Origin of the sequence: Methanolapillus africanus, assembly GCF_032714475.1 — an archaeon.
Classification (GTDB): domain Archaea; phylum Halobacteriota; class Methanosarcinia; order Methanosarcinales; family Methanosarcinaceae; genus Methanolapillus; species Methanolapillus africanus.
Genome location: NZ_JAWDKD010000005.1, coordinates 1 through 23,423 on the forward strand (window position 1 = coordinate 1; position 23,423 = coordinate 23,423).

A 23,423-nucleotide genomic window follows, 5' to 3' on the forward strand; every position below is an offset into this window, starting at 1 on the left:
CAGAGATGCAAAACAGGAACAAGAAAAACCTGTATTGTCAGAAACAGTAGATACAAAACGGGAACAAGAAAAACCTGTATTGTCAGAAACAGAGATGCAAAACAGGAACAAGAAAAACCTGTATTGTTAGAAACAGAAAGATACAAAACAGGAACAGGAAAAATGTGTATTGTTGGAAACAGATGATGCAAAATGCAATCTAAAAACAGTTAACTGTAGGTGCAACTCAATTTTGTAAATTGGAATGCATCTTATTGATCGGATTCCGCAAAATACAGACGCAAAGCGTCTGATTTTGCGGGATTGCTTGCTTGATGTTTAAAAATGAAAAATAAATTTATTTTTTCTCCAAATTTTTCAAAACAATCCCTTCACCGATTTTCAAAAACTTGTCAGCTTCTTCTTTTGTTTTCGATTCAGAAACGATCCGGATAATCGGTTCAGTGCCGGACGGACGAATCAAAAGCCAGCCGGTTTTGAAGCGGAGTTTGACGCCGTCAATCGTATCCGCGTCAGCGTAGCCGATTTCCTTTTTGGTTGCGGGAGACAAAATGTCTGCCGTCAGTTTTTCCATGACCGATTTCGGGTCTTTCGGAGATGTTTTAATTTTCGTTTTGGCGTTGAAATATTCGGGAACCATTTTTTTGAATTGGGACGCTTTGACATCGTTTTTGATCATGGATTCGATGACAAAGGCGGCGGCCATTCCGCCGTCCCGGCAAATCTGATGGTTCGGGAAAATCATGCCGCCGTTGCCTTCGCCGCCGTAAACGGCGCAGCTTTCCATCATTTTCCGGCCGACGTCAATCGATCCGACTTTTGTGTACAAAATGTCTGCGCCGGCTTCTTTAGCGATGTCGGTGAGCCGGTTGGACGTGCTGACGGTCGTCACGACCGGTCCGATTTTGGTTCCGGTTTTGGTTCCGTTCTCTTTTTCCTTTTGAAGCACAAATTTTCCGATAATGGCCAGCATGATTTCTTCATCGATGAATTCGCCGTTTTCATCCATGAAAACGGCGCGGTCGGCGTCTCCGTCTTGAGCGATTCCCAAATCGCCGTTAAACATGCGAATCAAAACCGACATCTCGCCCAACGCGTCAGCCACCGGTTCCGGGTTGCGCCACGGGAACGTGCCGTCCGGCTGCGCGCCGACGGTTAAAACTTGGCAGCCGAGCCGTTGAAGCAAAACCGGAAGCGTGAGCGATCCGGCGCCGGATCCGGTGTCGACGACGACGCGCAGTTTGCGGCCGGAAATAGCAGTTTGGTCGACACGGGACAAAATGCCGCCCACGTACAAATCGTTGGCATTGGGATCCGCCAGTAGTTCGCCTGTTTGAGACCAGTCCGCATACGTGAATTTTCCGGAATTGTAAATTTCCTCGACAACGGCTTCGTCTTCGTGCGAAAACTCGGTTCCGTCGCCGGCAATCAATTTAATGCCGTTGTATTCGCGCGGGTTGTGCGACGCGGTGACCACAAGTCCGGCGTCGACAGTTGCGTTTTTGACATAATATTGAAGCGACGGTGTCGGAACGATACCGAGATCGATCACGCGGATGCCGGAAGACAAAAGGCCGGCAATGACGGCATTTTTGAGCATTGCGCCCGTGATGCGCGTGTCGGTTCCGACGGCGACAGCCGGCGTTTTCTTGTTGCTGCGGCGGCGTAAAAAAGCGCCGAAACTTTGTGATAAGCGAAGCGCCATTTCAGGCGTCAATTCTTTGTTGGCCAGCGCACGAACGCCGTTTGTTCCGAAAAGTGACAAAATCATCATTCCTTGATTACTTTTAAGTTTAATCTTTTAATTCAATTTGGTATTTTAAAATTCTTAAAGTGCTTGAATATAAGAGCAAAGAAATATAAAAGTCCTGCAGACGAATTGAAAAAGAAGAAGCCGATATGATATATTTGTTCTGACAACAAATTATTATAACCCAATTAATTTCAAAATACACATCCGTTTCACGCACGAGAGATAATTTATACAGGATATTTTCTATTAAAAATATTCATAAAAATCAACAAATGAAAAATTTTTATATACCATTAGAAAATACCGATTATTGTTTAAAATTTATGACAGAGAAATCAATTATTAAAAAAAATAAGGAGAACAAGCATGAAAAAAACGAATAATGGGGAGCATGAAACAGTTGATACGCATCAGATTGAAAACGAAACCGAATCAGATGATGGAACAATCAGTGAAGAATTGCTGCAAGAAGTTTTAGACTTTATTAGAAATTTGAGCGATGAAGAATTTGAGCGAATATTGGACGAATGCGGCAACAACGATGACGAGATCCCGGATGGGTTTCTTTTTATGAGCCGGGCCGATTATGAACGAACCAAGCACATGACGCCGGAAGAAGCTGTTAAGGCATTGGGTTGGTAATTACCAACCCAAATCTCGAAAATATACAAAAAATGAGTATCAGCAATTGCCATTTTATTTAAACATTCCGATTTTGATAAAATAAAAATACTTAATAACGAAGCCAATGTTGCCGGTTATGGAGGCAAATCATGGTATTCAATTTTAAAAATCCATTTAAGAATGTCAACCAATACAGCGGAGAACTATATCACGGGACGACCAAAACCAATGCAGAAAAGATCCTATCTGGCGGTTTTATGATTTCATCAAAAGGTTCACTGCATTTGGGACAAGGTGTTTATTTTTATGACAATGAAATTTACGCCATGTGGTGGATGCTTCGAGATTATATGAAGAAAAGATTGTTGGAATTTGAAAAAGGAGAACGAGACGAACTTGAATGGGAAAAAATATGTTGTGAAACATATCGTTATTTTGAAGAAAATTTTGCAATTATTGTCTCAAATTTCCAAAATATTAACTATTTAGATTTAGATAACGAAAAAAACAAAGCGGCATTGTCAAAAATATACAATACAATCTACCAAACAAAATATTTAAAAAATCAATACAAGGATGTTTCTGTGTATGATTAGTTATATCAAAATGAAGAGGTAAAGGCTCGATATGACATGTTTGTTTTGACAACAAATTATTATAAACTTGATAGATTCCAAGATACATACCCATTTCCATTATCTAGAGGATTTTTATACAGAATTTATTGTATTAAAAATATTCATAAAATTAGAAAAAATAAAAATTTTAATATATCCTTAGAAAATATTAGATATTGTTTAGAGTTTATGATTGATAAAATCAATTATTACAAAAATCGGGAGAGAATAAAAATGACCAAAACCGGCAAGGAAATACGTGAAACCGCTGAAACATATCAAGTTGATGACGATCTCGATGAAACTGTTATGAGCGATGAATTGGTGGATCAAATCATCAATTGCATAAAAAATATGAGCGAGGAAGAATTTGACCGAATAATGGACGAATGCGGCAACAATGATGATAATGTCCCAACCGGACCACTTTTTATGAGCCGGGCCGATTATGAACGAACCAAAGATATGACGCCGGAAGAAGCTGTTAAAGCATTGGGTTGGTAAATACCAACCCAATCCTGTATCAAAAAAAGAAAAAATAACATAAAAAACAAAACAGAAAGCTCAAAAATGAAAACTTAAAAACAAAAATTAAAAACAAAAATTAAAAATTAAAAATTAAAAAATTACGAGAAAATCAATCTGATTTTCCCGATATACGGAATTTTGTATTTAGAAACTCCGATGATCCACTCTTCTTTGACCGGCGTATTCGGACTGATGGGCGTTTGCTGGTCCAAAAGCGGATTCGTGACCGGATTGTCTCCTTTTGTGATGTATCCGGCGTGCGGCGCGGCCGGTCCGCCGACCCACATCGGCTCTCCGGCGTCCACGTAATACATCGCGCGGTGAATGATCGGAACAGCTGTTTTACTGCCGTTGGGGCGGTATAGAATCACATCGCCGTAGCCGCCAAACTTCTCTTTCGGATTGGCGGATGTGAGCGCGTCTTCGTTGGTTTGGACCGTTACGCGGTCAATATCTTTGATGAAAATAATGTCCCCAATATTCATATGCGGTTCCATGCTTCCGGATTGAACGACATACATCGGCGTCCAAAGGCCAAAGACCAATTGACAAAAAATCAAAAAAGCGGCGACAATCGCCAAAACCGTTAAAATGTCCTTTCCGAAGTCTTTTATTTTTTCATCCATTTCTAAACCTCTGGAATAAAGACCACAACTTAAACGTTTAAAAACATATTGATTTTGAAAAAATCAAAAAAAATAAATAAGGGAAAAACAGGTCCGATTTTTGAGAAGATTTGCCAAAAAAATGAAGAATTTATGACCAGCATATTTTAATTGGATTAAAAGTAAAATATTGAAATTGAATCAATAATGAAATCACAAACAAAACCGTGAGAAAAAACAATGAGCATGCATGATATTGAAGCCGTGGTAGAATGTTCCGTTTACTGTATCGACGACAGCGACCTTTCCCTTGAAGAGAAACGGGATTTGCTGTACAATTTGTACAATTTTCAAGCGCAATGGGACACCGGCTACACGCACTTCCGAGTCAAAGATATTCTATTGAAATACAATTACCTGTTTGCGCTCCCGATTGAAAAACACCCCGACTACGCCGCCCGAAAAGAAGAATTCGACGCACTGGTCGAAAACGATTATGCCGAATGGCTGACGGACGACAGCTTCTATGACGGAAACGGAGATGATGACGGGTGCGGATGCGGACATTGCGGATGCGGCGACAAGGATGCCGATGAATGCAGCTGTGATGGCGATTGCGAATGTGGCGGCGAATGCAGCTGTGATGACGATTGCGAATGTGGCGGCGAATGCAGCTGTGAAGACGGTTGTGAATGTGAAAACCACGACGACGGATGCGGATGTGGAAACGATTGCAGCTGCACAACAAATACAGCCAACCCCGATAACAAAAATTTATTTTATTGCGATGCCGGCAGCAAAACTTGGCAGCAGCTGGTTGACAACGGCACGCTCACAGGCGTTCAGGCGTTGCCGGTCAAGGAAATGCCTTTGTACGATGTTATATTAAAAGTCGCAGCGCTTTGCCGGGAACTGGAAGATGCGGACTGCGCCGCGCAGTGGTATGCCACGCTGATCGGTTACGAATTGTGGGATGCGACTGACGACGACCGCGCTGTTTTGGATGAAATTGCTAAAATTTTATGGACACCGGCCGTTTTTTCAGCTCTGCAGAACGATTTTTACTTCATGCGGGGACTGGAAGGCGCAAAAGCGGAACTTGACGAGGTTCCGCCAATTGCTAAAGAGTGGCTGACAGCGTATTTGGATTGGGAACAAAAGATGGAACAAGATCCGAACGCCATTTTGGAGCGGGTTCGGGCGCTTTACGTCAGTTACCAGCTTGACGACGCTTTGGTTCTGACGGAAAAAGGACTTTCAATTGCGCCGGACAATGCATTTCTGCGCCTGTACGAATCAATTATTCACATCATGATGATGTCCGTCGACCCGGAAACAAAACCGGAACAGTATGAACCGTGGATGGAAAAACTGTCCCAGTTGGGAGAAATAAAGACGGACAATCCGGAAACGGACAAAGTCATCCAATCGCACAGCCTTTATTATATGGCGATGGCGGAAGTTTTCCGGCAAAACTTTGACAAGGCGCTGGAAATTGCTGACAAATTGAAAACGGTTTATGAAATGAAAGAAGCGGACGAACTTTTGAATTTCATTGACGAATTTAAAAAGTATCTGCAAGAATAATCCGGATTGAGAAATTGATTTTGAAATGGAAAAGAAAGTTAATTCATAATGGGATACATGTTCCATTTGGATTGGAATAAGTATTCCATTTGGATTGGAATAAGTATTCCATTCATGTTGGAATAAATAGATAAAATAACATAAAACATTCAGATTAAATTTTAAAACATTAAATTAAAGAGATTGATATTGTTTTACAAAATATTCCATTTGCAATGAGATAAATATTTCGTTTAAAATGGAATATATATTCCATTTTAAACGAAATATACATATATTGTTTATTCCTTAAATAACACCAGATCAAAATGAAACAATCCGTCCTTGAACAAATTGCGTTTGAGCAAAAAGAACACCTGACAATCTCGGATGCCGGACTTGAACGAGATACTTTAGATTTGCTGCCAAATCTGTCATCTCACGCCTTAATTATTTCAGGAATTCGCCGGTGCGGAAAGAGCACATTGCTTCATCAGTATGTTAAAAAAAATAATCAAGATGCCTTTTATTTTAATTTTGAAGACATTCGCCTTTATGAATTCCAAATATCAGATTTCATCATTTTAGACCAGGTCATTGAGTCGTCCGGACTGAAAGTTTTGTTTTTTGATGAAATTCAGATCATTCGCGGATGGGAACTTTATGTCCGTCAAAAATTAGACCAAGGATTTAAAGTCATCATTACCGGATCAAACGCCAGCTTATTGAGCCGAGAACTCGGCACCAAATTAACTGGACGGCACATTACCAAAGAACTGTTTCCGTTTTCATATTCCGAATTTATCGAATTTAAAAAACTCGATCCGTCCGAACAATCGTTTTACGAATATGTGGAAACAGGCGGTTTTCCGGAAGTCGTCAAAACCGGTCATCATGAAATACTGAGCTTTCTGATCGAAGATATTATCAACAGAGATATTGTCGTCCGGTACGGCATTAAGGATGCAGCGTCCGTGAAAAAGTTATTTTCGTATTTGCTGTCTAATGCCGCAAAACTGACAACTCCCAGCAAATTAAAAGAAATGATCGGAATCAAATCCCCATCAACCATTCTGGATTATTTTTCACACCTTGAATCTTGCTATCTGATTCACATGGTTCCAAAATTTTCATATTCCTTAAAATCACAAATGCTTGCCCCTAAAAAAATGTACGTTAACGACACAGGCCTGATTAAAGCCGGAAGTGTGTCGTTTTCGGAAGATAAAGGACGCTTGCTTGAAAACATTGTTTTCTGCGAACTTCGCCGCCACGGGAAGGAAATATACTATTTCAATGAAAATTCAAAAGAATGCGACTTTATTGAAATGAATAAAGGTCAAGTCAAACAAATCATTCAGGTTTGCTGGGAGCTGAACCACGAGAATGAAGAACGCGAAATCGATGGTTTGGTCGAAGCATTGGATTATTTTAAGCAGGAGAACGGAATAATCGTCACTGTCAATCAAAAAGATTTGATTCGAAAAGGACAACACATGATTCGGGTAATTCCTGTTTATGAATATTTGATCAGTCAGAAGTCAGATTAAAAAGAATATTTCAAAAGCAAAATCATTTAAATTCAAAACAGATATTAAGAGAATTCAACAAATACAAAAAGCAGAAAAGAAGATCAAAAATAGAAAAACGAATGAGGCGCAACATGGACGAATCGGTCATTTTAGAAAAAGCATCAGAAGCCGGATTTATGATTAATCCGGACGCGATTTCTTTACTCATCGACTGCAAGTTCCCGGATAATTGCCTTATTTCTCTTTTTTCGGAAGTCGACACATCCGTTTTCGTAATCGAGCCGCAGCATATTGCCGCCGCCATTCCGAACTACACGGAAAAAACGCAGGATCCAACACAGGACCTTGGTTTTGATCAGGACGCAGCAAACGCCAACGCATTCCGATTCAAATATTCTTTTGAACAAAACACAGTTCAGGTCATGGTCGACGTCAGCGACGAATCGACCAGCGTCGGCGAGTATAATCAATTCGTTCAATATTTCCGCGACCGCTACACCCGGCTCAGCGAAATGATCCGCTCGCGTGTGAGCTCGCGTCCGATCGAAAGTATTTCCAAAGGAAAATACATCAAACCACTGTCTAGAGACGAAGGATCGTCCGAAATATCGATCATCGGGATGGTCGCTGAAAAAAGCACGACCAACAACCAGCATATGATTATTGTTCTTGAAGATCCGACGGGCTCGTTTCCGGTTCTCATCAACCAAAAAGATACGGCATTGATTGAAATTGCTTCGAAGTTAATTTTGGACGAAGTGATCGGCGTCACCGGAAATTTATCACCCGACGGCGGCATTTTAATGGCGTCCAAGATCACGCAGCCGGACGTTCCGAACAGTTTGTCTTCCAAAAGACATTCGGAAGGCATTGCCTTATTCATTTCCGACATTCACGTCGGCAGCAAAGAATTCATGAAAGAGGAGTGGGAACTCTTTTTGGACTTTTTAAACGGCAAAAATGAGAATCCGGTTTTGCGGGAAATCGCCGCTGACGTCCGTTATTTGGTTGTGGCCGGCGACATCGTCGACGGCATCGGCATTTATCCGAACCAAGAAGCCGACCTTGAGATTCCCGAAATTTATGACCAATACCGGGCGGTTGCCGATTATTTCCACCAAATGCCGCCGCACATTCACATCGTCGTCGCCCCCGGAAACCACGACGCCGTCCGCCGGGCGGAACCGCAGCTGACGTTTCCGAAAATTATCCGGGACATGTTCCCGAAAAACGTAACCTTTGTCGGCAATCCGGCGCTTGTGTCGCTCGACGACGTTTACATTCAGATTTACCACGGCTGCTCCATGGACGATTTGGTGGCCAGCATCAAAGGCGTTTCCTACCAAGCCCCGACGACCGGCATGATGGAAATGGTCAAACGCCGGCACCTGGCACCGACATACGGCAGCCGAGTCATGATTTCCCCGGAAAAGAAAGATTATTTGCTGATCGACCAGGTCCCTGACATTATTCACTGCGGGCACGTGCATACGGTTGGCGTGACCAGTTACAAAAATATTATTTTGATCAATTCCGGCACTTGGCAGGCGCAAACGGATTTCCAGAAAAAAGTGAATATTATGCCGACGCCGGCAAAGGTTCCGATGGTGGATTTAAAAACGATGAAGACGCGAATTTTAGATTTTAATTTGTACGATGAAGACGCGCTTTGAAAATTTTTGGCGGCGCCATGCGCGCGCGTTACGGCACTCATTTTTATCAAAAACGAACAAAACCGGTAATTGGTTTTTAGGAATTACACTTTTTTTACATCCGGTTTTTTCGTCAAAATCGAATGAACAATTTTCACAGCGTCCATCGTTTCCGCCACATCGTGCGTCCGGATGATGTGCCCGCCTTTGTAAGCGGCGATGCTTGCGGCGACGACGCCTGAAATGAGACGGCCTTCCGGCGGTTTTTGTGTGGCGTCGCCCAAAAAAGATTTTCGGGAAACTGCAACCAGAACCGGTTTTTCAAAAACGGAGAGGCGTTCAAAATGATGAATCAAATCAAAATCGTATGCCGATGTTTTTTCGGGAACCCAATGACCGATGCCGGGATCCAAAACAATTTTTTGAGAATCAATGCCGGCGGATTCGGCAATTGAAATTGAATTGGACAGCGCCGACAAAACGGCGTTGACGCCGAGCGGGTCGCCCGGCTTTTTTTGGGTCGCCATTAAAATCGCGCAGGCGTCAAAATCGCCGATGACGGCGGCCATTTCGGGATCGTTCTTGAGGCCGGAAATGTCGTTAATCATCGACGCGCCGCGGTGAAGCGCAGCCGCCGCAATTTCGGCGTACATCGTGTCAACGGAAATCGGAACAGAAATGTTGTCCCGTAAAATATCCAAGGCGAAAAGAAGGCGTTTTTTTTCTTCTTCAACGGTGATGGGCACCACATTGGGCGCGGTTGAGCGAGCGCCGACATCGATTAAAGAAGCGCCGTCATCCACCATCTTTTGAGCGGCGGCTAACAGAGAATTGTTATCTTGCACCGATTTTTTGTAAAAAGATTCGGGACTCAGATTGAGGACGCCCATGACAAGCGGCGGATTTTGACCGCCGATGTTTAACCCGCAAATTCGCGTTTGAAATGCCAACTCATCCCCCCGAGGCTTGTTTTCCATCTATTCATCCAATCTTATGGGCTTATTGACCTATCGTTTCAGCGCATTTCACAACGTGAGACATCAAAATCGCAATCGTCATCGGTCCGACGCCGCCCGGAACGGGTGTAATAAGCGACGCTTTGTGAATCACATTGGCGAAATCAACATCGCCGTGCGTGCCGGTCGAATCTTGATTGATGCCGACGTCGAAAACGACGACGCCGGGTTTCACCATGTCTTCTTTGATGAGATGCTTGACGCCGACGCCGATCACCAAAATGTCGGCCTCGATGGTGTATGATTTTAAATCTTTGGTGAAAATGTGACAGACGCTGACGGTGGCGTTGCGGTTGAGAAGCATGGCCGCCATCGGTTTTCCGACGACGTTGCTGTGGCCGACCACGACGGCGTTTTTGCCTTGCACGTCAATTTTGTATTCCTCAAGAAGGCGGATGATGCCTTTGGGCGTGCACGGCACAAGCCCTTCTTCATTGATCAGCAAGTTGCCCATGTTGAACGGATGGAATCCGTCCGCATCTTTTTTCGGATCAATCGCGTTCATAATGGTTTGCGCGGAAATGTGTTTCGGAAGCGGCAGCTGAACCAAGATGGACGATACCGTTTTGTCGGCGTTGAGCGCCTGAATTTTGTTCAGTAGCTCGGACTCGGTGATCGTGGCCGGAAGAATGCAATCCTCCGCAAGAATGCCGACGCGTTCGCAGGCTTTGTGTTTCATCCGAACATACATTTGGGACGCGGGGTCTTCGCCGACCAGGACCGTCACTAATTTCGGAAAAATATTTTTTTCTTTGAGAGCGGCAACCGTTTTTGAGACTTCCGCTTCCACTTTCTGAGCGACGGCTTTGCCGTCGATAATCTTTGAAGAATCAATTGCATCAGACATGAAAATTACCAAATTGTAATGATTTGAAATAAAATGATGACAACAACTGTTGTTTTTGAAAAATAAAATAACGGATAGAAAAAAATTAGAAAAAGAAAGCCGGTTCGGCTTTCTCATGACCGGTTTGAATGATTAACGGTTTGAATGATTAAACGGATTCGTTGGTTTTGAATGGTTTAATTATTTGTAAACCGGGAATTTTTCGCAAAGCGCTTTGACTTCAAGCCGGATTTTTTCAAGCTCGGCGTCGTTTCCGGCGTTTTTGACGGCGCGGGAAATCACGTCGGCGACAACTTTCATTTCCGGTTCCTTCATGCCGCGGGTGGTGGCGGCCGGGGTTCCGACGCGGATGCCGCTGGCGATGAACGCTTTTTGCTTGTCGAACGGAATGGTGTTCATGTTCAAAACGATACCGGATTTGGCGCAAGCGGCTTCGGCGTCTTTGCCGGTGATGTTGTAAGCCGTCAAGTCGATGAGCATGAGGTGGTTGTCGGTGCCGCCGGAGACGACGCGGAATCCTTTCTCTTGGAGTGTGTCGGAAACAACTTTGGCATTCTTCACGGTTTGGATTTGGTCGTTCTTGAATTTGTCCGAGAGGGCTTCTTTGAACGCGACGGCCTTGGCGGCGATGTTGTTCATCAGCGGACCGCCTTGGGTGCCCGGGAACACGGATTTGTCGATGGCTTTGGCGTATTCGGCTTTGCACATCACCATACCGCCGCGGGGACCGCGAAGGGTTTTGTGGGTGGTGGTGGTCACGAAGTCGGCGTACGGAACCGGGCTCGGGTGAGCGCCGGCGACGACAAGCCCGGCGATGTGGGCGATGTCGGCCAAAAGGTAGGCGTCGACGCTTGCCGCAATTTCGGCGAAGCGTTTGAAATCAATAATGCGGGAATAAGCGGAAGCGCCGCAGACAATCATTTTGGGTTTGTGTTCTTTGGCGAGTTTTTCGAGTTCGTCGTAGTCGATCATTTCGGTTTCACGGTCGACGCCGTACGGAACGATGTTGTAAAGCTGGCCGGAAAAGCTGACGGGGCTGCCGTGAGACAGGTGGCCGCCTTCGGACAAGTTCATGGAAAGAATGGTGTCTCCCGGTTTTAAAACGGCGAAGTAGACCGCCATGTTGGCGCCCGAGCCGGAGTGGACTTGAACGTTAACGTGTTCGGCGCCGAACAGTTGTTTGGCGCGGGAAATGGCCAAGTTTTCGGCAAGGTCCATGTTTTCGCAGCCGCCGTAGTACCGGTTTCCGGAATAACCTTCGGCGTATTTGTTGGTTAAAATGCTGCCCATAGCTTCCATGACGGCCATACTGGCATAGTTTTCGGAAGCGATTAAGTCGAGACGTGTTTCCTGGCGTTCCAATTCCTTGGCAAACACTTGCGCCATTTCAGGGTCTGCTTTTTTCAGATTTTCAAGATCAAAATAAGACATGAATTTCATTCCTCTGTGTTTATAAACAGGACGAAAAATAAGATTTTAAATGATATGTGCTAAAAAATGATTAAAATATAAATATATAACCGGAGAAAACGCGAATATAAATTTCGGATTATAAAATGACAAATAATTTTGTTCAGATTTGGTCCTTTTGACGTCAAGGTTTTTTTGTTTGTTTTTTGGCGGCGGGGCGACGCGCGCGTTATAGCGACACTTTTTTGGAGACGAGCGTAGAAAGTGCGTCTTTCATTTTTGTTTTTGAGTATTATAGAACCATCCGATCGTTTTTTAATTTTTTTCTGTTTTTCCCGCCTCCTTCCCTCCCTTGCAAACCATCCCGCTTAAACAGGCGCGTGCCGCGCCTGTTTAAGCGGATACCGTATATGGGAAGGTTTTGTGGAAACAGTTGCTGTGAACCGGATCAGGAATCAACTGTATTTTTGGAAGCTGTAGATGCAGAACGGTAACAAGAAAAACCTGTATTGTTAGAAACAGTAGATGCAGAACGGTAACAAGAAAAGACTGTATTGTTAAAAACAGTAGGTGCAGATCGGTACCAAAAAAACCTATATTGTTAGAAACAGTGGGTGCAAATCGGTACCAAGAAAGACCTGTATTGTTGGAAACTGAAGGTGCAAACTGTAATCTAAAAACAGTCAACTGTAGGTGCAACTCAGTTTTGTAATATTGGTATGCATCTTGCCGATCGGAATCCGCAAAATACAGACGCAAAGCGTCTGATTTTGCGGGATGGTTTGCACGAGAATTGGAACAAGCAAAACCAAAATTTTAGCGACCGGCGGGAGCCGTTCGCGAAGCGAACTTACGGAAACAGACTCCCACCGCCCTGAAAAATTCCGAAGCAAAGCGCAGGAATTTTTGCGCGCACGATGCCCGTCAAATCAAATGATTAATACTTCTTCTGTTTCAAATAATTCTGCGGGCTGTAACCCGGGAATTCGCGGCGGGAAAGCTCGTCTTGCGCCAATTTCCGGTGGTCTTCAAACGACAAACGGATGGTTGAAATCCGGTTGCCTTCGTCGTCCGAACAGGTCGCCATGATGTCTTTCTTTTTGGAAATGAAGTGCAGGAAATTGCTTGTGGCCGGCGTGTTGACGGTTCGGAGCCGGTTGATGGACGCCACCACTTCTTTGTTGTTCGGCGCGGGCTTGTTTTCAAAGCTGTCGTAACCGTAGGCGAAGCCGACGGCCCGGATGAATGCGTTGAGAACGTTTTTGTCAAAGCCGACCAAATCCGAAATACCTTTCAACATTTCATCCGCGTACGTGATGTCGTAGCCGACGCCGTAAGATTCAAAAATGCGTTTGACCGACCACTCGATGACGTCGGAAAGGTCGCCGGTGCCGAGAATACTCATGACTTCGGAGGGCGTTTCCAGGTTTTCCATGACGCAGTAGTCCCGCATCTTTTTGGCGAGAGCGCTGATCAACGGTTCGTCGCCGCAATGCTTTTTCATGACCAAGGCAATGAATTTAAACGCGGGATAGCCGGCGCGCTCCAACAGAAGAGAATCGTCGCCCAAATAAATCGGAAGCAGGTTCGCACAAATGAGCGCACCGGATTCTTTCATGTAGTTGGTACATTTGAGCGCGCAGATGATTTCGTCTTGCGTACCGTTTTGCGCATACCAAAAGACCAGGGAGCGGACGGACGTTTCAATCCGGCCGAAAAATTTCATGCCGCGCTCTTCCGTTAAATTGGAATCGGTGTTGACCAAAATCATCCACAAAAGATCCAATTGTTTCGGGCTCAGCTGATCGCCTTGCTGCTGTTTCTTTTCCAAAAGCTCGAGTGTGTTCGCGCGGGCGGATTCGTCTTCCAAAATCGGGCGTTCGAGAAGCATGTAAAGGGCTTCGTCGCCGATTTCATCGCCGGTGCTGTAAACCATTTCCGGTTCGGCCAAAGCAATCGTCGTGTAAATCGCGCGCTTTTGAAGCGGCGTGTTGACTTCGTCCAAGAACCGGTTCAACATCGGAACATTGGCCGGGAGGCGTCCCTTCAACGCAATAATCGCATTCATCGCGGCGTCGCCGTGCGGATAAACGTCCATCGCACCGTAAAGCGCGTCGGAAACGGGCGTTAAATCGCCGTCAACCAGCGGAATCAGAGAAAGGCTTTCCTCCATGATGCCGGAATCCCGTGTGAGCAGCGGGGAAAGAATCGGTAAAAAGGAAGGCTGAAGCCGGATCATTTTCAAAAACGGAATGGTGCGCTTTTTCGTATCGACGTCGCCGGTCCGAAACGTTTCTTCCAGCAGCGTGTAACTGTGTTCGCACATCGACCGCGGAAGAAGAGACAAATCAAAAGAAACCGTCGCCGGCTTTCGGACCAGTGTCAAAACGATTTCAGAACTGAGCTGGTAAGGCACTTCCGATTTGCAGAGCAGCGCATACAGATGTTGGGCAACCTGAGCGTGCTTTTTGGATTTGTCCGCCATCGGCACTTCTTTTGAAAAGGTTTCCACCATAAAGGGAACCATATCGGCGCCGCCGGCCACTAAGAAATCAATGCCTTTCTCGACTTTGGCCGGATTGTCCGCCCCAAGCATCTCAACGGCTTTCGCCGGCGTCGTTTCAAAATTGAATAAGCCCATAATAATTCTCCCGAAATCATTTTTAGAAAATCGACATGAAAAGTGAAGAAAAATAAAAGAATGATATTTTGATCAACCGGATTAAATCTGATTGATCAAATTGTCTGTTTTTGTTCAATTGATTGAATTTAATATCATTGTCATGTTATTTAATTTTTCTTTGAGAAATATTTGTGCGCGTTTTCAGCCGCCGTCACCACCAAAGTCACACAGGCCTCGATGTCGTTCAAATCCAGAACTTCCACCGGCGAATGAATGTAGCGGGTGGCGATGCTGATAGTGCCGGTCGGAATGCCTTCTTTTGTCAAATGAATCGATGTCGCGTCCGTTGTGCCGCCTTCGCCGACGCCGAGCTGAACGTCGATCTTTTTGGATTTGGCGGACTCGCGAATCCATTTTACAACCGTCGGGTGCGCAATCAAACCGCGTCCGGAAGCGTCTGCGATGGTGACAACCGGTCCTTTGCCGATTTCAAGCGCGGAGTCGTTCTTGGAAATGCCCGGATGGTCGCCCGGAATCGTCGTGTCGATCGCAATCGCCACGTCCGCGTCCACGGCGTACGCTGAGGTTTTGGCGCCTTTGAGGCCGACTTCTTCCTGAACGGTGCCGACCGCACAAACGGTCGCCTCAATCTTTTTGCCTTTCAGACGGCGCATGGCTTCAATCATAATCACGAGGCCGGCGCGGTTGTCAAAGGCTTTGGATGTCACGCGGTCGTTCGCCAATTTTTTAAATTCGCGATCGGTCGAAACATAAGTTCCGGCTTCAACGCCCATACCGGCGGCGTCTTCCGTGCTTTTGGCGCCGATATCGATAAACATGTCCGTGTGCTTCACCGGATGTTTGGCGTCTTCGGCCGTCATCACGTGCGGCGGTTTAGAGCCGATCACGCCGTAAAGGTCGCCTTTGGACCCGTGAACGATCACGCGCTGGTTCAAGAGCGTTTGGTCGAACCAGCCGCCGATTTTGGCGAACTTTAAGAAGCCGTTTTCATCGATTCTTTTGACCATGAGGCCGATTTCGTCCATGTGCGCCGCCAGCATGATAGTCGGACCGGTTTTGCTGCCGCGGCGGACAGCAATCAAGTTACCGAGCGGGTCTTCCTGAATTTCATCGACGCAGCCGTTCAAATCGTCTTTGGCCATTTTATAAATCCGGTGTTCATCGCCGGAAACGCCGTAAGCGTTGGAATATTTTTCGAGAAGCATGGAAACGTTGGCGAGGTTTCCTTTGGTCGCGGTTGTTTTGGCTGCCGGTTTTGCAGTCGTTTTGGGTGCTGTTTGGGGGGCCGCTTTCGTCGCAGATGCTGTTTTGACAGCGGGTTTGGCGGCAGATTTGGGAGCTGCTTTTGTTGTTGTTTTTGCGGTTTTGGACGGAACAGATTTGACAGATGTCGATGGTTTTTTGGATTGAACGACCATGTTTGATTCCTTGCATATTTCTTAAATTATATAGAATTCAAAATATGAATTACAGAGATGAAGGGGTTGAATATTTTTAAAGATTTGTCTTGAAATTGGTACAAGTCAAAAAGAGAAGAAAAAAGAGAAAAGGAAAGAAGAAAGAGAAGAAAAAAATGAAAAAGAAAAGGGAGCTCATTTTTGACGACTCGTCAAAAATGACGCCCATAACACGCGCGCACTGCCCGCCTCAAAAAAGTTACAAGTAGCGGTCAATTTCCCACTGGTGGACGCAGCTGATGTAATTATCCCATTCGGCATCCGCTTTTTGAATAATGCCTTTGGACAGCATCTCCCCGAGAACATCTTGAAGGAACCGGTCGCACTTGAAATTTTCAACGGCTTCGATAAAAGTGCCGGGAAGCGTGCCCATCGAATACGATTCTTTTTCGGATTCGGAATAATCGTGGTTTTCGAAGTTGACGGCGTTGTTTGGCATCGCTTGTTCGTTGATGCCGGAAATGCCGGCCGACAGAATCAAGGAAAGCGCCAGATACGGATTACAGGAGGCGTCCGGACTTCTGAGTTCGATTTTTGTCGCACGGCCGCGGGACGACGGGATTTGAATCAGCGAGCAGCGGTCGGCAGTCGACCAGGTAATGTAGTGCGGCGCCTCGCTTTTTTTGACCAGACGTTTGTAGGAATTGACGTTCGGGTTAGCGACGGCGCAAATGCCGCGAATGTGTTTGAAAATGCCGCCGATGAAAAAGCGGGCGGCGTCGGACAACATCATTTCCTTGTCCGGATGGTAAAATTCATTGATGTCGTTTTTCAAAAGGGAAAGCGTAAACGGCATTCCGAGACCTTCTTTGGACGTCATGGGTTTGGGCATAAACGTGGCGTGAAGGCCGAATTTCTGAGCCGCGTCCTGGATCAGTTGTTTGACGGTGAGAATGTTGTCGGCAATCCGAAGCGCGCTGCCTTCTTTGAGAACGACGGTGTATTGCCCGATTTCATGTCCCCGGTGAAAAGACATAATGTCGATTTCCGACGCGAAAAGCGAGTGAAGAAGTTCTTTTTTGACTTTTTCAACGGCAACATCGTTTCCGTATTTGAAATTCGTCACGTCGGAAGCTGATTTTTCCATGTTGCCCGCGCTGAATCCGGCATCCAGCAAAAAGAAGCTGACGGCGGACGAAACATAAAACGTGTATCCGGCTTGGAAAATTTTGCGGACGACGGTCTTTAAAGCGCTGCGCGGACAGGCTTCAAACGGCTGGCCGTCTAAGTAACTGAGTTCGCAAATGACGCGCGCGTACTTTTCGTCTTCCGAAAGATCAATGATTGAAAAGGTGCGCGGATCCGGTTTCAAAACAACGTCCGCGCCGGCCGACCATGCAAAGCCGCCGGCAGAGTTGTCAAACGGAACGCCTTTGGAGAACGCGGTTTCTAAAAAAGGCGCCGGAACATCAAGTTCACGGAAAACCCCGTCCAAATCCGAAAATTGGAACTGAACATACTCAATACCGTTTTCGGAAACACCTTCTAAAATATCTGAAATCGAATTAAACTGAACCATAAAATCACCTGTAAAAACAATATCTGTTCCTGCAAAATCAAAATTGATGTCTGGAATAATAAGAATTACAAGTATAAATAAAAACGCTCAATTCACAGAGGTTCAGAATAAAATCGGATGCGGGGTTTAGCGGCGCCGGAAAAACGATTGATATAACGCGCGCGGCGGCATTAAAAAAGAAAAAATAAAATAAAATAAAATAAAATAAAATAAAAACAGGGTCTGAAAAGAAAAGGAACGGGAAACATCCCGTCCGATTCCGTTATTGTTTTTAAACGAATTTAACGCCGGCGTGTCTTAACGCTTTGTTCATTTTGGCGACGTTTAAGAGAAGCGGCGTGATCGGCTCGGTGAGCGCGGCGGCTTCCAAGGGTCCGACATCGACCGGGTTCAGGCCGGGAATGTCGCAAACAAGCTGCATGATGACGTCTTTGGTTTGTTTGTTGTTGCCGCAGACGGCAATGTCCAAGTTAAACGGCTGGTCGAAGTCTTCGAGCCTTTTTGCAGAAACGTTGTGGAAAGACGCGACAAGGTCGACGGAATTCGGAAGCATCGCCTGAATTTCTTTGGCGGCGCTGCCGGATTGCGGAACAGCGTAACAGAAGTAGTCTGCGTTGTATTCTTCGGGATCGACTTCAATTTTAATGGAGTCGGTTGCCATGTTCAAGTAACAGCGGTCTTTAATCATCGGAACGACGACTGAAAGAACGACCTGATTGTTGCAAAGCGCCGGTTTGATGTAGGAGAGCGTTTCCGGCACTTGGTCGTAACGGATCGCAATCACAACAACATCAGCGGCTTCGGTTGCCGCTTTGTTTTCATCGCCGCGGATGCTGGACGGAAGCGAGCGTTCTTTCAAAAACGCGGTGTATTCCGCTGCCGCCGCTTCTGCACGATCTTTGTCGCGCGAGCCGACGATAACGTCATGTTTTTGTCCCCATCGAAGCGCAAATCCTTTACCAATGTTTCCGGTTCCACCTAATATCGCAATTTTCATGATTTATCACCAATATAAATTATCGTTTTTGAAAATTATCAAATTCAAACAAAAACGAAGCAATATATAAAGGATTTGCTCAGGACGAAAAATTCAAAACAGAAAAAACGACAACAGAGGAAAAGAATCAAAATAAAATAATACATTAAAATGAAGTTCGTTAAATAGCTTTTGATTGGAATTGATTTATAATAAATATATATTAGGAACCGACGTCTGCTTTTGGACGGCGGCGTCAAAAATGATCGCGATAACGCACGCGGCGGCGGTGCGAAAAAAGAAATGAAAAAGAAAAAAGATTCAAAATACGGATGAACATCCGTATTTCGAAGAAGAAAATATTATTCAAAATGCGTCAGCAGTTCTTCTTTGACGTCATTCAAAATAGTGGCGTAGTTTTCCTGGCTGACCCAGGCGCGGATTTGAAGATCGGCGGTTGCGTCCGTGATGTTTGAAATATAAATTTTCGGTTCCGGCGTTTTGAGAATGGCCGGATTTTTGTTCAAAACATCCATGACGGCTTTGACGGTTCCGTCCGAATTGTTGACGAGTTTAAAGGTCATCGTCAAATCAAAGCGGCGGGTCGGCAAGCGGGTGGTGTTGACGATCGGCGCGTTCCAAACCATTTTGTTCGGAACCATGATAAAAACGTTGTCGGCTGTGACCAATTCCGTCGCCATGATGCCGATGGTTTTGATTGAACCGGTTTGTCCGGCGATGGTCACGTTGTCGTCGACTTTAAACGGTCCCAAAACCGCAATCCAGATGCCGGCCGCCAGATTGGTGAGCGTGTCCTGAAGACCAAAGCCCAAAATCAAACCGATCACGGCGGAAAGTCCCAAGATGACGGACGCGACGGAAACGCCGACCGCGCTGACGGTCGCCAGCAGAACGGCCACATATAACAAAATCGTTAACAACTGGATTAAAATAGAAGAGACGAGAGCCGGCAAGTTTGTTTTGCCGAACATTCTTTTGAAAACGCTGACAATGATCCGGGCGATAATGAACCCGATGATTAAAACAATGAGCGCGAAAACCAAATCCGCGATCAATAAATCCGTATACGGAATTGAAATCTCTAAAAATTCAAGCATAAAAAAACCTCAACAATTCAGATAATATTTCAGATAATATTATTTAGTTTTATGATTCTCATAAACAGTTCCGCAATTTCAATAACAGGCGGTGAATCATAAAAGTATTAGACATAATATAATAATTTCTAAATATATAACATATCCGATTTGTTCAGATTTTGGACCATTCGGAATCAGATTCTGAAAACCAATCCATTCAGAATCAGATTCTGAAAATCAGTTCACTCAGACAGATTCTGAAAATCAGTTCATTCAGAACAGATTCTGAGAATCAATTCATTTGAAATCAGATTCGTTCAGAATTGAAACGAAACATATAAAACGGATTCGTGATTATTAGATTCAATATTATTATACGCCTGTTATAATTCAACCGCTGACGCATGTTTATTATAACGGCAGAGCCACACCGATTATAATCGGTCCATTTTTAAATAAATTCATCACATTCAATTCAATTTATTCACATTAAATTCAGCTTATTCATTTAAATTCACAGATTTTTGACAACGGATACGGATACCATGAAACAAGAACTGGTTCAGCTTTTAACGGAAATGTTCAAGTCTTACGGATACAAAACGGACGAGGGCGCCTTTTGCGATATTATCGGCAAGCGGCAGGATTATGAAATTTGGGTCAAGTGCGACCTGGACGGAAATTTGGATACGCTTGAGCGTTTCACCCAGCAATCCAACGGCAAAAACAGCCTCTATATTACGACCAAACGGATCAAAGGCGGCGACGAAACGGTTAAAAGATATGCGGAAGACACCGGCGTTATGATTTGGGACCGGGACGAGTTGGCCAAGAACGTCGGCGCGTTTATGCTGGCGAATTTAAGCCGCGAAACCTTGGAAATGGTGGTCGGCAGCTACTGTTTGGAATCCGTCATCGACCAAAAAAAAAACTTTGATCCTGTAAGCGCTTTTGCTAATTCTAAGAATCCGAACGCGCCGGAAAAACCTGAATTTTTCGAACACAACGACGCTGTTTTTGAACCGCCCGCCGAAGAATCCGGGTTGCCGAGTTTTATGACGCCGGCCGCTGCGGAAGAAATGGCGTTCAACAATTATTCGCCGGAACCGAAAAGCGAATACATTGTCGCCGAGTCTAAGAAACCGGAAATGCGGCAAGCGCCCAAACCGGAAACACCGATCAGCGACAAATTCAAAACAGAACGCAAAGAAATCATTGCCGTTCGCGCCTCCAAGCTGAATATGCCGATTGAAAAGGCGGTCGCCGTCGGAAAATCATCATTCGGCGAAGTGAAAGACGTTGTTTTAAAATTTGTTCCGTACTGGAAATACGATTATACCATCAGCGTGGACCGCCGGATGGGCTCCGAACAAATTAAAATGTCGGCGTCCGGAGACGGTATTTACAATGCGATCACCGGTATGGAAGATGAAATCGAACTCGGAGAGATTACTGAACAAACCGAGATTCCGGACATTGAATACGTGCTCAAGCAGCCGAAAGTGACCAAAGAGGAAATCAAGGCGAAGATTTTGGAAAAATTGATTAAGGAACACACGCAGCAGGTGAAATCCAACAACACCGACGCGCAATCGATTATTTACCAAAACAAGACGTTTAAGCCGCTGGAAAAAGATTTTGACATCAAGATCAATCAGGTTTTCGCGTCCGTTTGGGAAGTCAAAGGCAAAAAGGATTGCATTGAAATCAACGCCTATAATTCTCAGCAATTGACAAATCCGGCCGACGACGGCGCCGAGTTTGTTTAAATGTTTGATTGATCAAAATGTGAAACGAATAAAATAGATGAAATGAAAACTGATTCAGCCGAAACGCATTGAAAAGTTTTATATTCTTTCACATTTTTACTTTTTATTCATTTTTGATCTTCGGTAACGGCGAAGATTAATAGAAACATTAATATAAAATGTTATAGATTAAAAGGACATATAAAACAATCCGTACCGATCAAAGACGGTATATTTTATATACTAAATCCGTCATGACTATTATTCTTATTAACTAATTCAATAAAACGAGGTAAAAATATGGTTACAATTACAGATGAAGCCATTACGGCTCTGAACGGTGTTTTGGACGAACAAAACAAGAAGGATCACTACCTGCGCGTCTTTATCGCCGGTCTCGGATGCAGCGGCCCGTCCTACGGCCTCTCCCTGGACAATGAAATCGGCAGCGACGACAAGACAACGGAAATCAAAGGCGTCAAATTCGTTTACGAAGGCGAGCTTGAGAAAACCATTGAAAACTTGGTCATCGACTACATCGACAACGAAATGGGTACCGGATTCATCGTTGAAGACCCGACGGCCATGCAATGCGGCGGCGGATGCGCCGGATGCCATTAATTTGAAACGTCAGCCTGCGGCTGACTTTTCGTTCTTTTTTCTTTTTTTATTTTTCTTTTTTGTATTTTCTTCTTTTGTTTTCGTTTCTGCGGCAGCGTGCGCGCGCGTTATGGCGTTCATTTTTGAAGACTTTCTATAAAAGCGGCAGACGGTTTTGCCGATTTGGATTTGAAAAAAGCGAATATCTTTTATATTTTAGGTCAAATTATGATTCACATTTTTGTTTAGAATTGAAAATAAGGATTTGGAGAAATAAAATATGTTTCCGGGAATGGGCCGTGGCATGAACCCGAAAAAGGTTCAGGGAATGATGAAGCAATTAGGCATCGACATGATTGAAATTGAAAACGCCGAACAAGTGATTATTAAAACAACGGACGGCGACATTATTATTGAGAATCCGGCGGTTTCGATCATGCGGGCGCAAGGCGTCGACACCTATCAAATCAACGGCGACGTCAAAAAGATGCCGAAGCAGCTGACCATTCCGGATGAAGACGTCCGTCTCGTTTGCGAGCAAACCGGCGTCGGCGCGGAAGAAGCCAAAGCAGCTTTGGAAGCAGCGAACGGCGATTTGGCGGAAGCCATTTTGTCGCTGTCGGCGTAAAACATAAAAAAAAGCAAAACCAAAGCAGAAAATAATAAAACGAGAAGTAAAAAACAAATAAAAGAGAAGGCGGCTCTGAAATAAAACAAAAGAGCCGAATTTTCAACTTTTTTTAAATTAATTTTTAATTAAATCATGACTTTTGATTTCTTTCGTCCACCGTTTTTAGGATGAACTTTCTCAGTTCCGGAACGGTCGCCGGAAATTTTTCATCTTTTTTGAAACTTGGAATGTTTTAAAAATAATAATTTTAATCTAAATATCATAATTCCAATATTTTATATATAAATCTTGTTATATTTTTTATATAACAATAGATTCCAAATATAACTGATATTTAGTAGTAGAATTATGTCTTCATTATAGAATTATTAATTGATATATAACAAAATACCCAACGACTATTGAAAATATATTTTTTATAGAAATTTTTAAATATTTAAGAAAACATAATAGAAAGAATATTAATGCTGTGAAAAAATGTTGTTTCCTCAAAAACTGAAAAGAAATAGACAACATGAAGCAATGATTACTGATTTTAAAATCGGCTTTCGTAAAGATCAGCATTATTATTTGAAAAATAAAAACGTTTTTAAAATAA

The 23,423-nt window shown here is 44.3% G+C and carries 21 protein-coding genes; 11 read left to right on the forward strand and 10 right to left on the reverse strand.

Annotation, left to right across the window (positions count from 1 at the left end):
• On the forward strand, positions 1-186 hold a 186-nt coding region (locus tag MsAg5_RS01270), incomplete at its 5' end, for a hypothetical protein (protein ID WP_338098805.1).
• A 151-nt stretch (positions 187-337) separates the two neighbouring features.
• Here the strand turns inward: MsAg5_RS01270 and glmM are convergent.
• Entirely contained in the window at positions 338-1,774 is a 1,437-nt protein-coding gene (gene glmM / locus MsAg5_RS01275; RefSeq protein WP_338098806.1) for a phosphoglucosamine mutase, read from the reverse strand.
• A 345-nt stretch (positions 1,775-2,119) separates the two neighbouring features.
• Between glmM and MsAg5_RS01280 the strand changes: the two genes are divergently transcribed.
• The 3 genes from MsAg5_RS01280 (at position 2,120) to MsAg5_RS01290 (ending at position 3,498) form a co-directional block, all read left to right on the forward strand.
• A complete protein-coding gene (locus tag MsAg5_RS01280; protein WP_338098807.1) occupies positions 2,120-2,395 on the forward strand; it encodes a hypothetical protein in 276 nt (91 codons plus the stop codon).
• Between the two features lie 131 nt (positions 2,396-2,526).
• Positions 2,527-2,973 (forward strand): hypothetical protein, encoded by a 447-nt coding sequence (locus MsAg5_RS01285; RefSeq protein ID WP_338098808.1) that lies wholly within the window; start codon positions 2,527-2,529, stop codon positions 2,971-2,973.
• 255 nt (positions 2,974-3,228) lie between these two features.
• Positions 3,229-3,498: a hypothetical protein gene (locus MsAg5_RS01290; RefSeq protein ID WP_338098809.1), complete on the forward strand. Its 270-nt coding sequence runs from the start codon at positions 3,229-3,231 to the stop codon at positions 3,496-3,498.
• Between the two features lie 122 nt (positions 3,499-3,620).
• Here MsAg5_RS01290 and MsAg5_RS01295 read toward each other — a convergent pair whose 3' ends face one another.
• Positions 3,621-4,148, reverse strand: coding sequence for a S26 family signal peptidase (locus tag MsAg5_RS01295; protein WP_338098810.1), 528 nt, complete (start codon positions 4,146-4,148; stop codon positions 3,621-3,623).
• Positions 4,149-4,367: 219 nt separating this feature from the next.
• Here MsAg5_RS01295 and MsAg5_RS01300 point away from each other — a divergent pair, with 219 nt between their 5' ends.
• From MsAg5_RS01300 to MsAg5_RS01310, 3 genes are all read left to right on the forward strand, one after another.
• A complete protein-coding gene (locus MsAg5_RS01300; RefSeq protein WP_338098811.1) occupies positions 4,368-5,714 on the forward strand; it encodes a tetratricopeptide repeat protein in 1,347 nt (448 codons plus the stop codon).
• 308 nt (positions 5,715-6,022) lie between these two features.
• Entirely contained in the window at positions 6,023-7,243 is a 1,221-nt protein-coding gene (locus tag MsAg5_RS01305) for an ATP-binding protein (protein ID WP_338098812.1), read from the forward strand.
• Positions 7,244-7,344: 101 nt separating this feature from the next.
• Entirely contained in the window at positions 7,345-8,898 is a 1,554-nt protein-coding gene (locus MsAg5_RS01310; RefSeq protein WP_338098813.1) for a DNA-directed DNA polymerase II small subunit, read from the forward strand.
• Between the two features lie 83 nt (positions 8,899-8,981).
• Here MsAg5_RS01310 and folP read toward each other — a convergent pair whose 3' ends face one another.
• The 5 genes from folP to MsAg5_RS01335 all read right to left on the reverse strand — a co-directional run bounded on the left by folP (position 8,982) and on the right by MsAg5_RS01335 (position 15,999).
• Positions 8,982-9,827 carry a dihydropteroate synthase gene (gene folP / locus MsAg5_RS01315; protein ID WP_338098814.1) on the reverse strand — a complete coding sequence of 282 codons (846 nt, stop codon included), beginning with the start codon at positions 9,825-9,827 and terminating at the stop codon, positions 8,982-8,984.
• Between the two features lie 49 nt (positions 9,828-9,876).
• On the reverse strand, positions 9,877-10,740 hold the full coding sequence (locus tag MsAg5_RS01320; RefSeq protein WP_338098815.1) for a bifunctional 5,10-methylenetetrahydrofolate dehydrogenase/5,10-methenyltetrahydrofolate cyclohydrolase: 864 nt from the start codon (positions 10,738-10,740) through the stop codon (positions 9,877-9,879).
• Between the two features lie 180 nt (positions 10,741-10,920).
• Positions 10,921-12,171 carry a serine hydroxymethyltransferase gene (locus tag MsAg5_RS01325; RefSeq protein ID WP_338098816.1) on the reverse strand — a complete coding sequence of 417 codons (1,251 nt, stop codon included), beginning with the start codon at positions 12,169-12,171 and terminating at the stop codon, positions 10,921-10,923.
• A 916-nt stretch (positions 12,172-13,087) separates the two neighbouring features.
• The gene (locus tag MsAg5_RS01330; protein ID WP_338098817.1) at positions 13,088-14,791 is read right to left on the reverse strand and encodes a hypothetical protein; all 1,704 of its coding nucleotides are present in this window, start codon (positions 14,789-14,791) and stop codon (positions 13,088-13,090) included.
• Between the two features lie 149 nt (positions 14,792-14,940).
• A complete protein-coding gene (locus tag MsAg5_RS01335) occupies positions 14,941-15,999 on the reverse strand; it encodes a M42 family metallopeptidase (protein WP_338098835.1) in 1,059 nt (352 codons plus the stop codon).
• Positions 16,000-16,307: 308 nt separating this feature from the next.
• Between MsAg5_RS01335 and MsAg5_RS01340 the strand changes: the two genes are divergently transcribed.
• Positions 16,308-16,460 (forward strand): hypothetical protein, encoded by a 153-nt coding sequence (locus MsAg5_RS01340; RefSeq protein WP_338098818.1) that lies wholly within the window; start codon positions 16,308-16,310, stop codon positions 16,458-16,460.
• On the opposite strand, the gene MsAg5_RS01345 is transcribed toward MsAg5_RS01340, so the two are convergent.
• The 3 genes from MsAg5_RS01345 to MsAg5_RS01355 form a co-directional block, all read right to left on the reverse strand.
• A complete protein-coding gene (locus MsAg5_RS01345; RefSeq protein WP_338098819.1) occupies positions 16,451-17,770 on the reverse strand; it encodes a glutamine synthetase family protein in 1,320 nt (439 codons plus the stop codon). The genes MsAg5_RS01340 and MsAg5_RS01345 overlap by 10 nt on opposite strands.
• Before the next feature lie 271 nt (positions 17,771-18,041).
• Positions 18,042-18,767, reverse strand: a complete 726-nt coding sequence (locus tag MsAg5_RS01350) for an NAD(P)-binding domain-containing protein (RefSeq protein WP_338098820.1) — start codon at positions 18,765-18,767, stop codon at positions 18,042-18,044.
• A gap of 341 nt (positions 18,768-19,108) precedes the next feature.
• Positions 19,109-19,864: a mechanosensitive ion channel family protein gene (locus tag MsAg5_RS01355; protein ID WP_338098821.1), complete on the reverse strand. Its 756-nt coding sequence runs from the start codon at positions 19,862-19,864 to the stop codon at positions 19,109-19,111.
• A 506-nt stretch (positions 19,865-20,370) separates the two neighbouring features.
• Between MsAg5_RS01355 and MsAg5_RS01360 the strand changes: the two genes are divergently transcribed.
• The 3 genes from MsAg5_RS01360 to MsAg5_RS01370 all read left to right on the forward strand — a co-directional run bounded on the left by MsAg5_RS01360 (position 20,371) and on the right by MsAg5_RS01370 (position 22,822).
• The gene (locus MsAg5_RS01360; protein WP_338098822.1) at positions 20,371-21,615 is read left to right on the forward strand and encodes a hypothetical protein; all 1,245 of its coding nucleotides are present in this window, start codon (positions 20,371-20,373) and stop codon (positions 21,613-21,615) included.
• A gap of 279 nt (positions 21,616-21,894) precedes the next feature.
• Complete coding sequence (locus tag MsAg5_RS01365; protein WP_338098823.1) at positions 21,895-22,215, forward strand: HesB/IscA family protein; 321 nt, start codon at positions 21,895-21,897, stop codon at positions 22,213-22,215.
• A 259-nt stretch (positions 22,216-22,474) separates the two neighbouring features.
• A complete protein-coding gene (locus MsAg5_RS01370; RefSeq protein WP_338098824.1) occupies positions 22,475-22,822 on the forward strand; it encodes a nascent polypeptide-associated complex protein in 348 nt (115 codons plus the stop codon).
• The last annotated feature ends 601 nt before the right edge of the window (positions 22,823-23,423 follow it).